Origin of the sequence: Sphingomonas sp. ABOLE, from assembly GCF_003950455.1 — a bacterium.
In the GTDB taxonomy this organism is placed as follows: Bacteria; Pseudomonadota; Alphaproteobacteria; order Sphingomonadales; family Sphingomonadaceae; genus Sphingomonas; species Sphingomonas trueperi.
Window position 1 is genome coordinate 1 of sequence record NZ_QQWY01000065.1, and the last position, 17133, is coordinate 17133.

Genomic DNA, 17133 nt, shown 5'->3' on the forward strand with positions numbered 1-17133 from the left:
ATTCGCGGAAGCGAATGGTGGAGGGGCCGTAGCGTAGCGGAGGGACGGTCAACCGCCTGCGGCGGCCCCTCCACCCCGCCGCTGCGCAGCGCGGTCCCCCTCCCCCAGCGAGCTGGGGGAGGATTTGCTTACTTCGCTTCGGCGATCAGCTTGGCGGCAGCGTCACCCGCCCAGTCGAACTCGCCCGAGACGCGCCACACTTCCTTGCCCGCCGAATCATACAGGATCGTCGTCGGCAGGTTGACGCCGAGCTGCACGCTGAACGCCGTGTCGGTGTCCAGATAGGGCTTCAGATTCTTGTAGCCGTTCTTCTGGAAGAAGGGGCCGACGACCTCCATTCCCTTCAGGTCCTGGCTGAGCGGGAGCACCACCAGCTTGTCGCCCGCCTTGCCTGCGAGCGTATCGAGCGTCGGCATCTCCTTGATGCACGGCGCGCACCAGGTCGCCCACAGGTTGAGCAGCACCGGCTTGCCCTTGAACGCGGCCAGCGTGGTCTTCTTGCCCGCGGCATCGGTGAACGGAATCGTCGGTGCTGCCTCGCCCTTGTGGCTGCGGTCGACGGTGCCGCCCGGCGCGGGCGCAGTCGCGTTTGGCGGGGCCGAAGTTTCGTTCGCTTGCTGAGAAGGCTGCGATTGCTTATCGCACCCCGCAACTGCGAGGGCGCCCAGAAGGAGAAGACCGATCACCGAGCGCAAGGACAGCTCCAATTCCATGTGGGGAGGGCGCTTCGCCGAAGGCCCGTCCGCGGTGATGCGCGAGATAAACGCCTCCATCCCCTTCGACAAGCGGATGTGGCAGCAGGATCTGCGCGGCTCCAAGGCGCATGTCGCGATGCTGGGCCGGCAAGGGATCGTGGGCGCCGACGATGCCGCCACGATCAGCGCGGGACTCGACCAGGTCGCCGAGGAGTTCGCCGCGAACGGCGTGCCCGAGGATCTGGCGCTGGAAGACATCCACATGCTCTCCGAAAGCCGGCTGGCTGCGACGATCGGCCCCGTCGCGGGCCGTCTCCATACCGCGCGCTCGCGCAACGACCAGGTCGCGACCGACTTCCGCCTCTGGGTGCGCGACGCGATCGACCAGGCCGATGCGGCGCTGGGCGCGCTGCAGGACGCGCTGCTGGCGCGTGCCGAGCAGCATGCCGACAGCGTGATGCCGGGCTTCACCCATCTCCAGGTCGCGCAGCCGGTAACCTTGGGCCACCATCTGATGGCCTATTTCGAGATGTTCGCGCGCGATCGCTCCCGGCTCAAGGATGCCCGCGCCCGCATGAACCTGTGTCCGCTCGGCTCGGCGGCGCTGGCCGGCACCGGCTTCAACCTCGATCGCGAAGCGACGGCACATGCGCTGGGCTTCGACGGGCCGACCCGCAATTCGCTCGATTCGGTGTCGGACCGCGACTTCGCGCTCGATTACCTGACGGCCGCCGCGCAGTGCAGCCTCCACCTCAGCCGGCTGGCCGAGGAGTTCGTGATCTGGGCGAGCCAGCCCTTCGGCTTCGTCGCCCTGTCCGACCAATGGTCGACCGGCAGCTCGATCATGCCGCAGAAGCGCAACCCCGACGCGGCCGAGCTGGTCCGCGGGCATTCGGGCCGGATCAGCGGCGCGCTGGTCAGTCTGATGATGACGATGAAGGGGCTGCCGCTCGCCTATTCGAAGGACATGCAGGACGACAAGCCGCCGGTGTTCGAGGCGCACGACCTGCTCGGCCTCAGCATCGCGGCAATGACCGGCATGGTCGAGAGCGCGACCTTCCGGCTGGAGCGGATGCGCGCGGCGGCCGAGGCCGGCTTCTCGACCGCGACGGATCTGGCCGACTGGCTGGTGCGTGAGGGCGGCATCCCGTTCCGCGAGGCGCACCACATCACTGGCCGTGCGGTGGCGAAGGCCGAGGCGGACGGTATCCGGCTCGACCAGCTGCCGATCGCGGCGCTCCAGGAAATCGATGCACGGATCGATGAACGCGTGTACGGCGTTCTCAGCGTCGACGCATCGGTGAACAGCCGGACCAGCTTCGGCGGCACGGCACCGTCGCGCGTTCGCGCGGCGATAGCGGCGGCGCGCAAGGGCCGTGAGGAGGAAGCATGAGGAAGCGACTGCTGCTCACCGTACCGGCCCTGGGCCTGGTGCTGAGCGGTTGCGGCGTGCGCGAGGCCCTGGCCCCGCCGCCGGGGGCATCGCTGCCGGTGGCGCCGTATGGCGCCGCGGCGACGCCCACGCCTCCCGATCTTCTCAAACCCACGGCGCAGACCCGCCCTTCGCGCAGCGACGACCTGATCCAGGCGTCCGAGGCGCGGCGGAGCGACGAGTTCGACCTGCCACCCAACTGATTTTGGCGGCCAATCGCGCCGCACCCAGAGGCCCATGACCGATTTCTCGATGATCGACGGCGAACTGCACGTCGAATCGCTGCCCCTCGCGCGCATCGCCGCCGAGGTGGGTACGCCCGTCTATGTCTATTCCACCGAGCGCTTCCAGGCCAATGCCCGTGCCTTCCGCGACGCGCTGAAGCCGCTGGGGCGGATCCACCTCGCCTTCGCGATCAAGGCCAATCCCAACCTCGCGGTGCTCAAGCTGCTGGCGAATGAGGGCTTCGGCGCCGATGTCGTGTCGGGCGGCGAGATGGCGCGCGCGCTGGCCGCGGGCGTCGCGCCCAAGGACATTGTCTTCTCGGGCGTCGGCAAGACCCGCCGCGAGCTGGTCAAGGGGCTGGAGGCCGGGATCGGCCAGTTCAACCTCGAGCTGGTCGAGGAAGGCGAAGTGCTGGCGGCACTTGCGGCCGAGCGCGGGCTCACCGCGCGCGCGGCGCTGCGCGTGAACCCGGACGTCGATGCCGGCACGCACGAGAAGATCTCGACCGGCAAGGCCGAGAACAAGTTCGGCCTGCCCATCGGCGAGGCACCCGAGATCTTCGATCGGCTGGGCAAGCTGCCCGGCCTCGATCTGCACGGCATCGCGGTCCACATCGGCAGCCAGCTGCTCGGCCTCGCGCCGCTGGAGGCCGCGTTCGCGCGCGTCGGCCGGCTGCTCGCCGAGCTGCGCGGCAACGGCCACACCATCACCCATGTCGATCTCGGCGGGGGCCTGGGCGTCGCCTATCGCCCGGGGGAGGTGCCGCCGACGCCGGAGGCCTATGCCGAAATGGTCGCGCGGGTGACCAGGGACTGGGACGTGGAACTCATGTTCGAGCCGGGCCGCACCATCGCCGGCAGCGCGGGCGTGCTCGTCACCGAAGTGCTGTGGGTTAAGCCGGGGCAGGTCCATCCCTGGGTGGTGGTCGATGCGGCGATGAACGATCTCGCCCGGGTCGCGCTGTACGATGCCTATCATGGTTTTGCGGCGGTGAAGCCGAACGGCGAGCGCTTCGTCGCCAACGTCGCCGGGCCGGTGTGCGAAAGCACCGACGTGTTCGTCAAGGCGCGCGAGATCGACGCCGTGCAGGCCGGCGACCTCGCGGTGCTGGAGACGGCCGGCGCGTACGGCGCGACCATGGCCAGCACCTATAACAGCCGCCCGCTGGTGCCCGAGGTGCTGGTCTCGGGCGACCGCTACGCCATCGTCGCCGGCCGCATCTCCGCTGAGGAGATCATGGCCGCCGAGCAGGTGCCGGACTGGCTCAAGTGACGCTCGCCGCGCTGCCCCTGTTCGTGAAGCTGGCGGGGCGGCCGGTGATTCTGGTCGGCGAAGGCGAGCCGGCGGACGCCAAGCGCCGCCTGCTCGACCGCGCCGGTGCGCTGGTGGTGGGCGAGGGCGATAGTGCCGCGCTCGCCATCGTCGCGCTCGGCGAACCCGAGGCGGTGGTCGCTCGGCTCAAGGTGCGCGGGGTGCTGGTCAATTGCGTCGACCGGCCCGAGCTGTGCGACTTCACCCTGCCGGCGATCGTCGACCGCGATCCGGTACTGATCGCCATCGGCACCGGCGGGGTTTCCGCCGGGCTCGCCGCGGCGCTGCGGCAACGGCTGGAGGCCTTGCTGCCGACGAGCCTCGGCGCGCTGGCCAAGGGGCTGGACCGCAGCCGGGCGGCGATGAAGGCGCGCTGGCCCGATGCAGGTGCTCGCCGGCGCGCGTTGGCCGATGCGCTCGGCGAGGGCGGCATGCTCGACCTGCTCGCAAGCGACGGCGATGTCGATCGCTGGCTGGCCCAGGGCGCCGCACCCCAAGCCGAGCTCGTCACCCTGCGGCTGACCTCGCCCGATCCCGAGGATCTCACGCTGCGGCAGGCGCGGCTGCTTGCGCAGGCCGACCGGCTTTTCCATTGTGGCGACGTGCCCGACGCCATCCTCAACCGCGCGCGTGCCGATGCCGCGCGCATCCTCGCCCGTCCCCCCGCCGATCCCGGCGAAGGCCTGTCGCTCTTTCTGGAGATGGCGGGTTGAGCGGCTTTGCCTATGTCGTGAAGGACGGCAAGGTCGAGCAGCCGACGATGCGCGCGGCGCTCGGGCAGAATGGCGGCCTCACCTGGATCCATCTGACCACCAATGACGAGCGCGCCCAGCTCTGGCTCGGCGGCGAGGCGCAGCTGTCGCAATATGTGATCGACGCGCTGACCGCGACCGAAACGCGCCCGCGCTGCGACGCGGTCGGCGAGGGCGCGGTGATCAACCTGCGCGGGTTGTCGTCCGAGGCGACGACCGCCTCCGATCCGCTCGCCTCGATCCGCATCTACGCGATGGGCGGCTGCGTCTTTTCGGTGACGCGCAAGCATCTGAGCGCGCTGCAATCGGTGCGCGACGAGGTGGAGTCGCACAAGATCCTCGATCCCGGCGACCTGATCGCCGCGATCGCCTCGGCAATCACCGAGGAACTCGACCCGGTGGTGGCCGAGCTCGGCGACTCGCTCGACGATTGCGAGGAGCAGATTTCCGGGCACCGCGCCTTCGAGCTGCGGCGGATGGTGAACAAGGTGCGGGTGCAGGCGATCGGCTATCGCCGCTTCCTCAATCCGCAGCGCGCTGCGATCGAGAAGCTGGCCGGCCTGCCTGGCGAATGGCTGCGTGAGGACGACCGGCTCCACCTTGCCGCCGCTGCCGACCGCGCCGCGCGCATGGCGGAGGAAGTCGAGAGCATCCGCGAGCGCGCCGCGCTTACCCACGAAACGCTCACCGATCTGCGCGGCGAGCTGCTCGATCAGCGCTCGCTGGTGATCGCGATCGTCGCGATGGTGTTCCTGCCGCTGACCTTCCTTACCGGCCTGCTCGGCATGAATGTCGACGGCATTCCCTGGGCGCACGAGCCCTGGGCCTTCTGGGGCGTGGTGGCGGTGTGCCTAACGATGGCGCTGGGGATCGCCGGCTATTTCGCCCACCGGCACTGGTTCGAATAGACGCCCAAGCCCGTCATTCCGGCGAAAGCCGGAATCCATTGGGGTCACCGTCTCGGCTCTAGTCCTAACGTAGCGGCGAATGGATCCCGGCTTTCGCCGGGATGACGGCTGGTGGGGGGCGCCTCAGCGCTTCAGGAAGTCGAAGATCTGCCCGACCATCACGTCGAGCGATGCCTGGCAGTGCGATTCCACGTCCGGCGTCTCGACCGTGTTTACCGCAATCCCCATCGGCGTCGGCCAGCCGCGCAGCGCGTGGGTGATGGTGCGCAGCGCCTGCAGTGTCGAGACCGACGCTTGCCAACCCGCGGCGGTGGCGATCAGGCCCACCGGCATGCCGTCGAAATAGACGCGATCGTCGCGGCTGAGCAGCTCGACATAGTCGAGCGCGGTCTTCACCAGCCCGGAAATCGTGCCGTGATAGCCCGGCGAGCCGATGAGCACCGCATCGGCACTGCGCAGCGTCTCGACGAACCGCATCACCTTGGCATCGCTGTCGCCATGCTCGGGTTCGAAATGCGGGAAGACGATGTCGGGCCCGGTGAGCAACGTGGTGCGCGCGCCGCGCGCCTCCGCGCGGGCGAGCGCGGCGCTGAGCAGGCGGGCGGTGCTCGATTGCGCGCGAAGCGTGCCGCCGAGCGCGACGATATGGGGGGTGGTCATGCTACCTCGTTCGGTCATTCGGGCTTGCCGCCCGGCTTCCATTCCGGCTTGGCGTCGCTGTTGGCCAGCGCATGCAGCGGCTCGACCAGCGACTGGATCGCGCGGGTCATGAAGGCGATGTCGATATTGGCGAGCGTGTCGTCCTTGCTGTGATAGGTCGGCACCACCGCCCAGCCGGAGATGGTGTGGGCGACGACGCCCTTCCTCGCGAGCGAATAATTGTCCGAACGCTGGAAGAAGTTCTGCTCCGGATAGGGATCGGCGGCGACCAGCGCGCCGTGGCTTTTCAGCGTCTCGCCCAGCGTCGAGCGCTCGAAGCCGGTCATCATCATCGTCCCGGCGGGGAGCTTGGGGTCCTGCGCGCCGATCATCTCGACTTCGACATTGGCGACGATCTGGTCGAGCGGCACCGGCGGGTGGGCACCGAAATAGGTCGAGCCATAGCCGCCGATCTCTTCCGCACCATACGCGACGAACAGGATGCCGCGCTTGGTGCGGCCCTTGGCGGCCAGCGTCCGGGCGAGTTCGAGCACCGCAGTGGTGCCTGAGGCGTCGTCATTGGCACCGTGCAGGATCGTGCCGTCCGCCTGGACGCCGAGGTGATCGAGATGCGCGCTGAGCAGCAACACGCCGGCCTTGGGGTCGGCACCCGGCAGCCAGCCGATCGCGTTGGTGGTGGTGGCGACCTTCTCTTCCACCGGCACGGTGAGCGAAACCTTGGGATCTTTCTGCGCCGCGAGTGCATCGAAGGCGGCTGCGGGCAGCACTACGATCGAGGGTGCGGGTTCGCGCGGCTCGCTGCGCAGCCCGCCGGGCAGGCGCGGTTCGCCGTGCAGGCCCTTGATCATCGCCTCCGTGTCGGCGCTCTCCCGCACTAGCAGCAGGCGCGGCGTCTTGAACGAGCGTGCAAGCCGGTAAAGCTGCATGACGGGCATCTCGCCGGTGATCAGCATCACCGGGGTGGGCGCCATCCGCGACATCGCCTTGGCCGGGGTGAGCCGGGCGACGCCCTCGCTGCCTGTGCCGTCGCCGACGAGCAGCACCGCGCCCGGCACGGGTGCGCCGTTGGCGGTGAGCGTGATCGGCGCCTTGAGCTTCAGCCGGACGATCTCGGCCTTCTGGAGATGGCCGTCCATGCCCGGCGCGGGCTGGAGGCCGAAGCCGCGGAACTGCGCGGCGACATAGGCGGCGGCGATCGCCTCGTCGGGCGTCGCGCTGCCGCGACCGCGCAGCTCGTCGCCGGCGAGGAAGGTCTCGTGCGCGCGAACCCAGTCCGCACTCACCTGCGCGCTCGCCGGTACCGCCAGCACGCTCGCCGCGGCCCATGCCGCCACCAGCAACCCACGCTTCATTCGCCATCCCCCGTTCGGTTCGTGCCGGGTGATGGGCCAAGCGGGCGCGGCGCGCAACCGGCGCCGCGCCCGCCCGCGCTCAGAAGAACAGCTTGCGGATGCTGAGGGTCACCGCGCGGCCGGTGGGGTCGAGCAGATCGGGCTGGTAGTTGAGCGGCACCGCGCCGGTCTGATCGGTCACGCGCTGGCGGCTGTTGAGGAGGTTGGTCACCCCCAGGCTCACCCGCGTGCCGCGCAGCCAGGGATGCGCGCGCACCAGCTTGATCTGGCGGCCGAGGTCCGCGAACACGCGCAGGTTGAACGTGCCGAGATCGCCGAAATTGAGCTGGTTGGTGTTGTTCAGCCCGGTATAGACGCTGGTGCTGCTCTGCCATTTGAAGCCGAGCCGCATGCCGACACCGTCCTTGGTGAAGCCCGCCTGCGCATCGATCTGATGCGCCGGCTGGCCGCCCGCATTGCCGGCGGCATCGCCGTGCAACAGGTCGAGGATCGGCACGCCGTCGCGGATCTTGATCTGATTCTTGAAGTACCAGGTGTGGTAGAGGCTGAACTGCAGCCGGCCCGCCAACGCGCCATTGGGCCCGCCGAAGCCGCCACGTGCCCGCGCGGCGCCGCCGCCTTGGCCACCGCCGCCGGGCGCTGCGCCGGCCGGGGGGGCGGGGGGCGGACCGAACAGGCTGCCGCCGAACGGCGGACGCTGGCCGTTCTGGCCCTGGCCGAACAGCCGCGCCTGGCCTTCCGCCGGCAGCGGCTTGCCCGCGGCGATCGCGTCGGCGCGCTCCTTCTCGCGCTGGGCACGCATTGCGGCGATCTTCTTCTCGAGCGACGACTTGATCGGCACCGAAAGGTTGAAGCCCCAGCGCAGCTGCTGGGTGTTGTTTTCGGCGAAGTTCACCGCGCGATTGTCGATGCTCACCAGATCGCCGTCGGGATCACGGACGAAGCGATCGGGGAACGCCGCCTCGATCGCCGCGGTGGCAGCGGGGAAGGTGGCGATGTCGTTGCGGATGCGGCTGGTCACATAATCGGCGCGGATCGACAGGTCGGTCTTCTCCGACGGCCGCAATTCCAACCCCAGCTTCATCACATGGCGCTTTTCCGCCTGAAGCGCGGGATTGCCGCCGGTGATGGTGGTGATCGTCACCGTCTGGCCGGTGCGATAGTCGAACACGCGGGTGTTCGGGCTGGCGACGACGGGGCCGCCGAGCTGGCTGGTGCTCGGCGCATCCTCGGCATCGGTCCAGGAGGCGAGCAGCCGCACCGGCTTGAACGGTGACCAGTTCACCCCATAGCCCGTGGTGGTCAGCGTGCCGAAGTCCGAGAGGTGCTGGACGGCGACGTTGCCGTTGATCGTCAGGTCGCCGAGCGGCTGGAGCACGTCGCGGCGGCGGCTGGCGATCGGCAGGTCGATGTTGAGCTGGCTGCTGCCGATGTTGCGCGAGAGCGAGGCATCGGTGGTCAGGCCATTGCGGAAGGCGGTACTGTCGAACCCGCTGAGGCTGCCGCCGATCCGCAGCGAGGTCGAGACATCGCCGGCCGGCAGCTTGAACAGGGGCCCGCGCAGCAGTGCGTCGACCGTGCCGGTGTTCGAGGTCGAATTGCCGCGATCGGCTGGGCGCGCCGCGCCGAGCGAATCGAAGCCGCGATCGGTGATCGTCTTGCTCTCGACGCGATCGTAATTGCCGGTGAGCGACCAACTCCAGCTGTTGCTCCACGGCAGTTCATCTCCGTTGAGCGTAGTGCCGAAATGCGAGGTGATCGTGCGGCTGCTGGCGGTGAGCGGGCTGGGTTCGGCGGTGAGCGCCAGCGGCGCCGCGCTCTGCGACAATGCGAGTCCCCGCAGCGCTTCGCTCTGCTGCACTTCCAGCGTGCCGTTGACCGTCGCGCCGACCTTTTCGCTGAGGTTGCGGGCATAGCTGCCGTTGACGGTGAGGTCCTGGCTGGGGGCGACCAGCGTGCGATAGGGCGCTTGGTTGACGCCGCTGCCGTCGTTGAACGTCGCCTGCACGTTGCGCTCGCTCTCCAGCAGCGCCGAAGTGCCCTGGTACTTCACGTCGAGATTGACGCGGCGATCGCGGTTGATCTTGAGGATGTCCGCCTGCATCTCCTGGGTGCTGTTGCCGCCCTCGGTCGGCACGCCGCCTTCGAGTTCGGTGGTGAGCGCGCGGAAGCGTTCGCGCAGCACGAAGTTCACCACGCGCTGGTCGGCCGAATAGCCGAACTTGAGCGCGACCTCCTCGGGCAGGATGTCGACGCGCTCGATCGCCTCGGTCGGCAGGTCGCGAATCTCGGCGAAGCTGGAGATGCGGCGGCCGTTGAGCAGCACCACCGGCCGGCCGCTGCCGCGCGCGCTGCCGGTTTGCGGCGCGAGTTCGTTGAGCAGGTCGGCGACCGAGGAGACGGCATAGGCGCGGATGTCCGCCTGGTTGAGCTGGATCTCGGGCGGAATGTCGCCCTTCACCGCGCCGCGCGGCTCGCTGGCGGTGACGACGATCTCGTCGGTATAGGGATCTTCCTGTACGGGCGCGGCGGGCTGGGTCTGGGCGGGGCGGCCGCCCGCCTGCTGCATCGGCGTCGTTGTCTGTGCCTGCGCCGCCAGCGGCGATACGCCTGCCAACAGTCCTGCCAGGGTGGTCCCCAGTCGCTTCATCGTTGCTCCGTCCCTTGTTCCGAATCAGAAGCGGGCCCGCAGGCCCGCTCGTCCTTGTTCGGCGGGTACGACGCACATGTCGCAAAACTGTGCCCGATTATCCGATAAATTGTCGCGCTTGTTGCGCAGATGCGAAAATGGGGGCCGTAGCCCCCATCCTCTGAATTCATGGTGCGGTCGAGAAGACTCGAACTTCCACGGCCTTTCGGCCACAACGACCTCAACGTTGCGCGTCTACCAGTTCCGCCACGACCGCACGTGAATTTCCGCCGGCATTTCCATACCAGCGGCTGGTAAGGCAGCGGCCCCTAGCAAAGCGAAATCGGGCTGGCAACCCGCTTTGTGCGGGTTTCTTGCGTTGTCGCTTCCGCCTATGCCTCCGGCCATGTCCGTTGCCACCCCGCTCGCCGCCGAAACGCGCCGCCTTCTCGCGCTGGCCTGGCCGGTGATGCTGACCGGGCTCAACTGGACGATTCTGCATGTGACGGACGTGGTGGTGGTGGGCATGGCCGGCACCCACCAGGTCGCGGCGCTGGGCGCGAGCCGGACGATTACCTTCCCAGGAATCGTGATGGGGTTGGGCGCGCTGACCGGCATCCTCGTCCACGTCTCGCGCGCCGACGGCGCCGGCGAACTGCGCCAGACCGGCCGCGTGCTCCACGAAGGCCTGCTGCTCGCGCTGCTGCTCGGCTTGGCGAGCATGGCCATCCTGTTCGGCTTCGCGGCGCCTTTGCTCGCTGGGGTGGGCGTCGCGCCGGACCTGGTCGCGGCGAGTACGCCGGTGGTGCGGGTGATGGCGCTCGCCTATCCGTTCCAGCTGCTCACCATTGCAACGAGTTTCTTCCTCGAAGGCGTCAGCCGGCCGGCGCGGGTGACGGTGGTCAACCTCGCCGTGCTGCCGATCAACGCGCTGCTCGCCTGGCTGCTCGCGACCGGCGCCTGGGGGCTGCCGGCACTCGGCGCGGTCGGCGCGGCGACCGCCACGGCCATCGCGTCGGCGCTCGGCGCGATCGGCATGCTCGCCGCCGCCTGGACGCTGCCGCGTGCCGAGCCGCGCGGGGTGCGGCTGCTCGGCGACTGGGGGCGGGCGGAGACGTGGCGCGGCGCTTGGGCGCTCGCCCGATTCGGCGTGGTGCCGGCAGTGGCATCGGGGCTGGAGCTGGTCGGCTTCTCGATCCTGATCGCGCTCTCCACCCAATTGGGCGAGACCACCGCGCATGCCTTCCAGATCGTCTTCTCGATCCACAACGTCACCTTTGCGGTGGCGCTGGGACTTGGGTCGGCGGCGGGGGTGCGCGCCGGCAATGCGGTGGGCGAGGGGGTGCCGCAGGCGGCAGCAGGGCGGGCCGGCATCGCCGCGCTGCTCGCCGCGCTTGCCACCGGGCTGCTGGCCGCCTGCCTGATGCTGGTGCCGATGCTGGTCGTGGCGCGCTTTCCCGCGCCGGGCGAGGTCCATGCGATGGCGGCGACGATGCTGCTGCTGTGGGCGCCGTTCATCCTCTTCGATGGCGTCCAGGTGGTGTTCGTCTATGCGCTGCGCTCGCTGGGCGACCAGGTCGCCGCGGGCATCAACGGCATCCTCGCCTTCTTCCTGGTGACCGGCGGGCTGGGGCTGTGGCTGGTCCAGGCCGGCCTCGGCGCACAGGCGCTGGTGCTCGCCTCGGGGCTCGGCATGGTGGCGGCGGCCCTGCTCGACGGCGGCCGCCTGCTCGTCGTCACCCGTCGAATTCGCTCACAAAGCTGAGCTTCACCGATTTGGCACCGCTGGGCACGTCGACCTTGGCCCCGTTGAAGTCGAAGCCGGCCTTGGGCTCCAGCGTGCGGACCGGCGGGGTAATCCGCCAGCTATAGACCTCGCGGCGCTCGCCATCGAGCAGCTGGATGCGGATGTCGGGCACATGCTGGGCCGTGGCGCTGTCGTTGAGCACCTTGCCCGAGACGATGAACAGCTTGCTGCCGTCCGTCCGTGCCTGCAGCGCGACGTTCTTCTCGCTGAACACCAGCTGCGCATTCGCGCCCCCGATCGGCAGGCCGAGTTGGGTCAGCACCTGCGGGGCCTTCCAGTAGAGCAGGGCCGCGCCGCCGAGCAGCACCGAGACGAGCGCGACCAGCGCCGCGATCGTCCAGCGGATGCCGCTGCGCTGCTTCGGGGCGGGTTCGTCGAACGGATCGTAGCTGGGCTCCGGCACGGGCTCGGCCGCGGCAAAGCTGCGCGGGGGGAGCGGTGCGGGCTCGGGCTCCGGCGCGAGGGCCGCGGCCGGGGCAGGCGGCGGGGCGGCGGGTGCCGGCGAAGCGCCCGACTGGAACCAGCTATGCTTGCAATTGGCGCAGCGTACCGTGCGGCCGTCCGGGCCGATCGCCGAATCCGGCACCTCGTAGCGCGATCCGCACTGGCTGCACTCCAAGATCATGCCCACACCCCCTGGTACCCGTCCGAAACGCGACGGACGTGCGAGTCTAGCGGGGCCGATTCGGGCCAGCAAGCGGCTTGGGACGGACGGCGGCTTGAGCGGAATCCGGGGCTGTGCGATGGCGGCCTAAGACCACCGCGAACAGGAGGCCGGGCCGCACGGCGCATGGGCAACATCGTGCACTTCGAAAATGTCGGCCTGCGCTATGGGACCGGACCGGAAACGCTGTCGGACGTGAGCTTCACGCTGGCGACGGGCGGCTTCTATTTCCTCACCGGCGCGTCCGGTGCCGGCAAGACCTCGCTGCTCAAGCTGCTCTACCTCGCCCAGCGCCCGACGCGCGGCGCGGTGCGGCTGTTCGGCGAGGATGCGGGGTCGCTGCCGCGCGCGCGGCTGCCCGGCTTCCGCCGCCGGATCGGCGTGGTGTTCCAGGACTTCCGGCTGCTGCCGCAGCTTTCCGCCTATGACAATGTCGCCCTTCCGCTGCGCGTGGCGGGGGTGCGCGAAAGCGAGATCGAGGCGCCGGTAATGGAGATGCTTGCCTGGGTGGGGCTGAGCGCGCGCGTCACCGCCAAGCCGCCGACGCTGTCGGGCGGCGAGCAGCAGCGCATCGCGATTGCGCGCGCGGTGATCGCCCGGCCCGAGATCCTCGTCGCCGACGAACCGACCGGCAACGTCGATCCCGACATGGCGGACCGGCTGCTGCACCTGTTCGAGGCGCTCAACCGGCTGGGCACCACCATCGTCGTCGCGACGCACGATCTCCACCTGATCGGCCGCATTCCGCACGCGCAGCTGATGCGCGTCGAGAAGGGCAAGCTGGTCGATCCCAGCGGCCTGCTCCGCCATCCGCCGGGGGGCGCATGAACGGCTTCCGGCATCGCGCCGCGATCGACCTGCGACTGCTCGGCGAAGGCCAGCGCGGCTGGGTGATGGCGGGCATCATGGGGATCATGCTGTTCCTCACCGTGCTGGCCGGGGCGCTGGGGCTGGGCGTGGCGCGTTCGGCCATCGGGCTCGATCGCCAGCTCGCCGGGCAGCTGACGGTGCAGCTGGTCGAACCCGATGCCGGGCTGCGTGACGTGCGGGCCAAGGCACTGGTTGCAGCTGTCGCCAAAGTGCCTGGCGTCACGCGCGTGCGCGAGGCCGATCGTGCCGAGCTGGCGGCGCTGCTCAAGCCGTGGCTCGGCGATGTCGGGCTCGATCCCGAGCTGCCGATGCCCGTGCTGATCGACGTGACCGCCACGGAGGGATCGACCGCGCAGGTGTCCGCCGCCGCCCGCCGCGTCGCCCCCCAGGCGCGGGTGGACAGCAGCGCGCGATGGCTGTCGCCGGTACGCGGGCTGCTCGGCGCACTGGGGCTCGTCGCGATCGGGCTGGTGCTGGTCATCGCCGCGGCGACGGCCGGGGTCGCGCTGCTCGTTGCGCGCGCGGGGCTGGACACGCACCGCGATACGATCGACGTGCTCCACATGCTCGGATCGACCGATCTCCAGGTGGCGCGCCTTCTCCAGCGCCGAATCGCGCGCGACACGCTGCTCGGCGGCGCGATCGGCACCCTGGCGGCGCTGGCACTGGTCGCGCTGTTCCAGACCAAGCTGGCGCTGACCGGATCGGAAGTGCTGGGCGGCGCGACGCTGGCGCCGGTCGACTGGACGCTGCTCCTGCTGCTACCGATCGGCTTCGCCTTGCTCGCCACCGTGGCGACACGGCTGACCGTACTCCACACGCTGGGGCGCAAGCTGTGATCCGGCGGCTGTTCTTCCTGCTGGTGCTGCTCGCGCTCGGCTGGGGCGCGGGCTTCGCGCTGTTCCTGTTCAGCCTCGGCAAGCCGCTGGGCGCGCATCGCACCGATGCGGTGGTGGTGCTGACCGGCGGGCCGGGGCGGATCCAGCGCGGGCTCGATGCGCTGCGCCGCGAAGATGCCAGGCGGATGCTGGTCAGCGGGGTGAATCCCGACGTGCGTCCGCGCGAGCTGGCGGCGCAATTCTCCGCTGACCGTGCGCTGTTCGGATGCTGCGTGGATCTGGGGCACGAGGCGGTCGACACCCGCTCCAACGCCGACGAGACCGGGCGCTGGGTGCACGATCACGACTATCACTCCATCAGGCTGGTCACCTCGGACTGGCACATGGCGCGCGCCCGGCTGGAGCTCGCCCATGTCCTGCAGGGCGTGACGATCGTCGGCGACGGCGTACCGAGCCGCCCCGGCTGGCGGATGCTGCTGCGCGAATATCACAAATATCTGGTGCGCCGGGGGGCGCTGTTGCTGGGGGTCGATTGATGGACGCGGTGCGTACGGTTCTCTTCCGCATCTTCTTCTACGGCGTGTCGATCATCCTGGTGCTGTGCGTCCCGTTCGCGGCGCTATTTGGCGGGCGCTTCCTGCGCGCCTATTCCAATTTCTGGGCGTGGACGATGCAATGGTCGTTGCACGCCATCGTCGGTGCGCGGCTGCGGATCGAGGGCACGGTGCCCGAGGGACAGCTGCTGTTCGCCGGCAAGCATGAAAGCTACTTCGAGGCGCTGGAACTGACCCGGATCCTGCACAGCCCAGCAACGGTGATGAAGCGCGAACTGGCCAGCATCCCGCTCTGGGGCTGGGCGGCGCAGCGTTACGGCACGATCGTGGTCGATCGCGAGGCCAATGCAACCGCGCTACGCTCGATGATGCGGGCGGCGCAGGCGGCGCGGGCGAGCGGGCGTTCGGTGCTGATCTTCCCGGAGGGGACGCGGGTGCTGCCGGGGGAGGCGCCGCCGCTGCGCTCGGGCTTTGCCGGACTCTACCGCGCGCTCGACCTGCCGGTGGTGCCGGTGGCGGTGCGCAGCGGAAGTGTCTGGCCGCGCAAGGGACTGATGCGCCCAGGCGAGATCGTCTTCCGCTTTGGCGAGCCGATCCCGCCCGGGCTGCCCCGCCGCGAGATCGAGGCGCGGGTGCATGCGGCGATCAACGCGCTGAACGGGTAGGCCCAGGAGGCCTGTTGTTCTGTCACCCCGGCGAAAGCCGGGACCCATTGAGGCCTACATCAAGGCTCCGGCTTTTAGCGAGAGGCGATTGGATCCCGGCCTTCGCCGGGATGTCGTCTGTTGGGGCGGCCGCGGAGCCGGCTTCAGCGCGGCCGCGTCCACAACCCTGCCGGACGCGGCGTCGGCGCACGGCGATAGGCCGAACCCCAGGCCTTCACGATCGCACCGAGCTTCTCGCCGCCTGAGGTGGTGGTGCGGCTGTCCCAGGCCCGCGGGCCCTGTGCCCGCACCTTGCGCGCGATCCCGCCATAGATGTCGGCCGCCGCCAGCACCGCCCAGGCCGAGCGGAACGACAGCGCCGCCGCACCGCCGCGCGCGCTGATCTCATAGCCTTCCGCGCGATCGGCGAGCCGCGTCCCCAGAATGGCGAGCGCATTGAGGTCGGCCATCGGATCGGCGGCGGTGAGCCCCACTTCGGCAAGCCAGTCGGCGGGCAGATAGCAGCGCCCTGCTTCGGCATCCTCGCCGATGTCGCGGGCGATGTTGGCGAGCTGGAAGGCGAGGCCGAGATCGCAGGCGCGGTCGAGCACTGCTGCGTCGTCGGGCGCGACCCCCATCACCACCGCCATCATGCAGCCGACCACGCCGGCGACATGGTAGCAATAGCGCAGCAGATCGTCCTCGGTCTGCGGGCGCCAGTCCTCGGCGTCGAGCGCGAAGCCTTCGATCAGGTCCCAGGCGAAGCGGTGCGGCATGCCGGTCTCCGCCGCGACGATGCGCAGCGCGTCGAACGCGGCGTCGCCGACCCATTCCCCTGCCAGCGCCGCCGCGGTGCGTTCGCGAACCTCCGCCAGTCGGGCCGCGGGGGCGGCGACGCGGGTCATGCCATGGCCATGGTCCTGGCCGTCGACGATATCGTCGCAGCGGCGGCACCAGGCATAGAGCAGCCAGGCGCGCTCGCGAGTCTCGGGATCGAACAGCTTGCTTGCGGCGGCGAAGCTGCGCGAGCCGCGGGCAATCGACTCGCCCGCGGTCGCGACGATCGCATCGCGGCCGGGAAAGCGCATTACAGCTGTTCGCGGCGCAGCTGCGCGATCGGCACCACTGGCTGAGCCTCAGCCATCTTGGTCAGCAGCCCGTCGATGGTGCTGTCGACCAGCAGCAGCCCCTGGTGCTGCGGGCGAACGAAACCCACGGTGCCCATATGCTCCCAGAACTCGACCAACTTGTCGTAATAGCCCGCGATGTTGAGCAGCCCGATCGGATCGGTGTGATAGCCGAGCTGCGCCCAGCTCATCGCCTCCCACAATTCATCCATCGTCCCCGTGCCGCCGGGCAGGTTGATGAACCCGTCCGCCAACTCGGTGAAGCGCGCCTTGCGCTCGTGCATCGTCTCGCAGACTTCGAGGGCCGTGAGCCCGCGATGCGCGACTTCGGCATTGACGAGCAGGGTGGGGATCACGCCGATCACCTCGCCGCCGGCCTCCAGCGCCGCATCGGCGACCGCGCCCATCAGCCCCAGCCGGCCACCGCCATAGACGACGCCGATGCCGCGCTCGGCGAGCGTGCGGCCGAGGGTGCGGGCAGCTTCGATATAGACCGGGTCGGCCGGGCTGGCCGAACCGCAATAGACGGCGATACGCTTCATTCTGTGCTCCTGTGGCGGGGCTGATAGCGTGTTTTGGCGGGGAGGGAGAGGGGTTTCGCGACACGAGCGAGAGGGGTTTTCACGCTTAAGCCCCTTCCCTTCAGGCCGGCACTTGTACCAAA

General features: G+C 69.6%; 17 protein-coding genes and 1 tRNA gene. 10 read left to right on the top strand and 8 right to left on the bottom strand.

What is annotated here, in order from left to right:
- Nucleotides 1–128: 128 nt before the first annotated feature.
- On the bottom strand, nt 129–713 hold the full coding sequence (locus CA234_RS23025) for a TlpA disulfide reductase family protein (RefSeq protein ID WP_125978185.1): 585 nt from the start codon (nt 711–713) through the stop codon (nt 129–131).
- Here CA234_RS23025 and argH point away from each other — a divergent pair.
- The 5 genes from argH to CA234_RS23050 are packed head-to-tail and all read left to right on the top strand — an operon-like array spanning nt 712 to nt 5323.
- Complete coding sequence (gene argH / locus CA234_RS23030; protein WP_125978183.1) at nt 712–2088, top strand: argininosuccinate lyase; 1377 nt, start codon at nt 712–714, stop codon at nt 2086–2088. The two genes, CA234_RS23025 and argH, sit on opposite strands and share 2 nt — an antisense overlap.
- Nucleotides 2085–2330: a hypothetical protein gene (locus tag CA234_RS23035; protein ID WP_125978181.1), complete on the top strand. Its 246-nt coding sequence runs from the start codon at nt 2085–2087 to the stop codon at nt 2328–2330. Before argH ends, CA234_RS23035 begins: the two co-directional genes overlap by 4 nt.
- Nucleotides 2331–2364: 34 nt before the next feature.
- Entirely contained in the window at nt 2365–3624 is a 1260-nt protein-coding gene (lysA, locus tag CA234_RS23040; RefSeq protein WP_126002859.1) for a diaminopimelate decarboxylase, read from the top strand.
- Nucleotides 3621–4376, top strand: a complete 756-nt coding sequence (locus CA234_RS23045; protein WP_126002860.1) for a bifunctional precorrin-2 dehydrogenase/sirohydrochlorin ferrochelatase — start codon at nt 3621–3623, stop codon at nt 4374–4376. The genes lysA and CA234_RS23045 overlap by 4 nt, the downstream gene beginning before the upstream one ends.
- Entirely contained in the window at nt 4373–5323 is a 951-nt protein-coding gene (locus tag CA234_RS23050) for a CorA family divalent cation transporter (RefSeq protein WP_125978175.1), read from the top strand. The genes CA234_RS23045 and CA234_RS23050 overlap by 4 nt, the downstream gene beginning before the upstream one ends.
- Before the next feature lie 123 nt (nt 5324–5446).
- On the opposite strand, the gene CA234_RS23055 is transcribed toward CA234_RS23050, so the two are convergent.
- The 4 genes from CA234_RS23055 to CA234_RS23070 form a co-directional block, all read right to left on the bottom strand.
- Nucleotides 5447–5983, bottom strand: coding sequence for an NAD(P)H-dependent oxidoreductase (locus tag CA234_RS23055; RefSeq protein WP_125978173.1), 537 nt, complete (start codon nt 5981–5983; stop codon nt 5447–5449).
- A gap of 14 nt (nt 5984–5997) precedes the next feature.
- The gene (locus CA234_RS23060; protein ID WP_126002861.1) at nt 5998–7335 is read right to left on the bottom strand and encodes a M28 family peptidase; all 1338 of its coding nucleotides are present in this window, start codon (nt 7333–7335) and stop codon (nt 5998–6000) included.
- A gap of 79 nt (nt 7336–7414) precedes the next feature.
- Nucleotides 7415–9985 (bottom strand): TonB-dependent receptor, encoded by a 2571-nt coding sequence (locus tag CA234_RS24530; RefSeq protein WP_164521920.1) that lies wholly within the window; start codon nt 9983–9985, stop codon nt 7415–7417.
- 169 nt (nt 9986–10154) lie between these two features.
- Nucleotides 10155–10241: transfer RNA gene (locus CA234_RS23070), tRNA-Leu, on the bottom strand.
- 129 nt (nt 10242–10370) lie between these two features.
- Here CA234_RS23070 and CA234_RS23075 point away from each other — a divergent pair.
- Nucleotides 10371–11729 (top strand): MATE family efflux transporter, encoded by a 1359-nt coding sequence (locus CA234_RS23075; RefSeq protein ID WP_125978169.1) that lies wholly within the window; start codon nt 10371–10373, stop codon nt 11727–11729.
- Here the strand turns inward: CA234_RS23075 and CA234_RS23080 are convergent.
- Nucleotides 11701–12396, bottom strand: a complete 696-nt coding sequence (locus tag CA234_RS23080) for a zinc-ribbon domain-containing protein (protein WP_125978167.1) — start codon at nt 12394–12396, stop codon at nt 11701–11703. The two genes, CA234_RS23075 and CA234_RS23080, sit on opposite strands and share 29 nt — an antisense overlap.
- A 165-nt stretch (nt 12397–12561) precedes the next feature.
- Between CA234_RS23080 and ftsE the strand changes: the two genes are divergently transcribed.
- The 4 genes from ftsE to CA234_RS23100 are packed head-to-tail and all read left to right on the top strand — an operon-like array spanning nt 12562 to nt 15363.
- Nucleotides 12562–13263 carry a cell division ATP-binding protein FtsE gene (ftsE, locus tag CA234_RS23085; protein WP_125978165.1) on the top strand — a complete coding sequence of 234 codons (702 nt, stop codon included), beginning with the start codon at nt 12562–12564 and terminating at the stop codon, nt 13261–13263.
- Nucleotides 13260–14144: an FtsX-like permease family protein gene (locus CA234_RS23090; protein ID WP_125978163.1), complete on the top strand. Its 885-nt coding sequence runs from the start codon at nt 13260–13262 to the stop codon at nt 14142–14144. Before ftsE ends, CA234_RS23090 begins: the two co-directional genes overlap by 4 nt.
- On the top strand, nt 14141–14680 hold the full coding sequence (locus tag CA234_RS23095) for a YdcF family protein (RefSeq protein ID WP_125978161.1): 540 nt from the start codon (nt 14141–14143) through the stop codon (nt 14678–14680). The genes CA234_RS23090 and CA234_RS23095 overlap by 4 nt, the downstream gene beginning before the upstream one ends.
- Nucleotides 14680–15363 carry a lysophospholipid acyltransferase family protein gene (locus CA234_RS23100; protein WP_125978159.1) on the top strand — a complete coding sequence of 228 codons (684 nt, stop codon included), beginning with the start codon at nt 14680–14682 and terminating at the stop codon, nt 15361–15363. The genes CA234_RS23095 and CA234_RS23100 overlap by 1 nt, the downstream gene beginning before the upstream one ends.
- A gap of 143 nt (nt 15364–15506) precedes the next feature.
- On the opposite strand, the gene CA234_RS23105 is transcribed toward CA234_RS23100, so the two are convergent.
- Nucleotides 15507–16430 carry a phytoene/squalene synthase family protein gene (locus tag CA234_RS23105; RefSeq protein ID WP_125978157.1) on the bottom strand — a complete coding sequence of 308 codons (924 nt, stop codon included), beginning with the start codon at nt 16428–16430 and terminating at the stop codon, nt 15507–15509.
- The gene (locus tag CA234_RS23110; RefSeq protein WP_125978155.1) at nt 16430–17011 is read right to left on the bottom strand and encodes a TIGR00730 family Rossman fold protein; all 582 of its coding nucleotides are present in this window, start codon (nt 17009–17011) and stop codon (nt 16430–16432) included. Before CA234_RS23110 ends, CA234_RS23105 begins: the two co-directional genes overlap by 1 nt.
- Nucleotides 17012–17133: the final 122 nt, after the last annotated feature.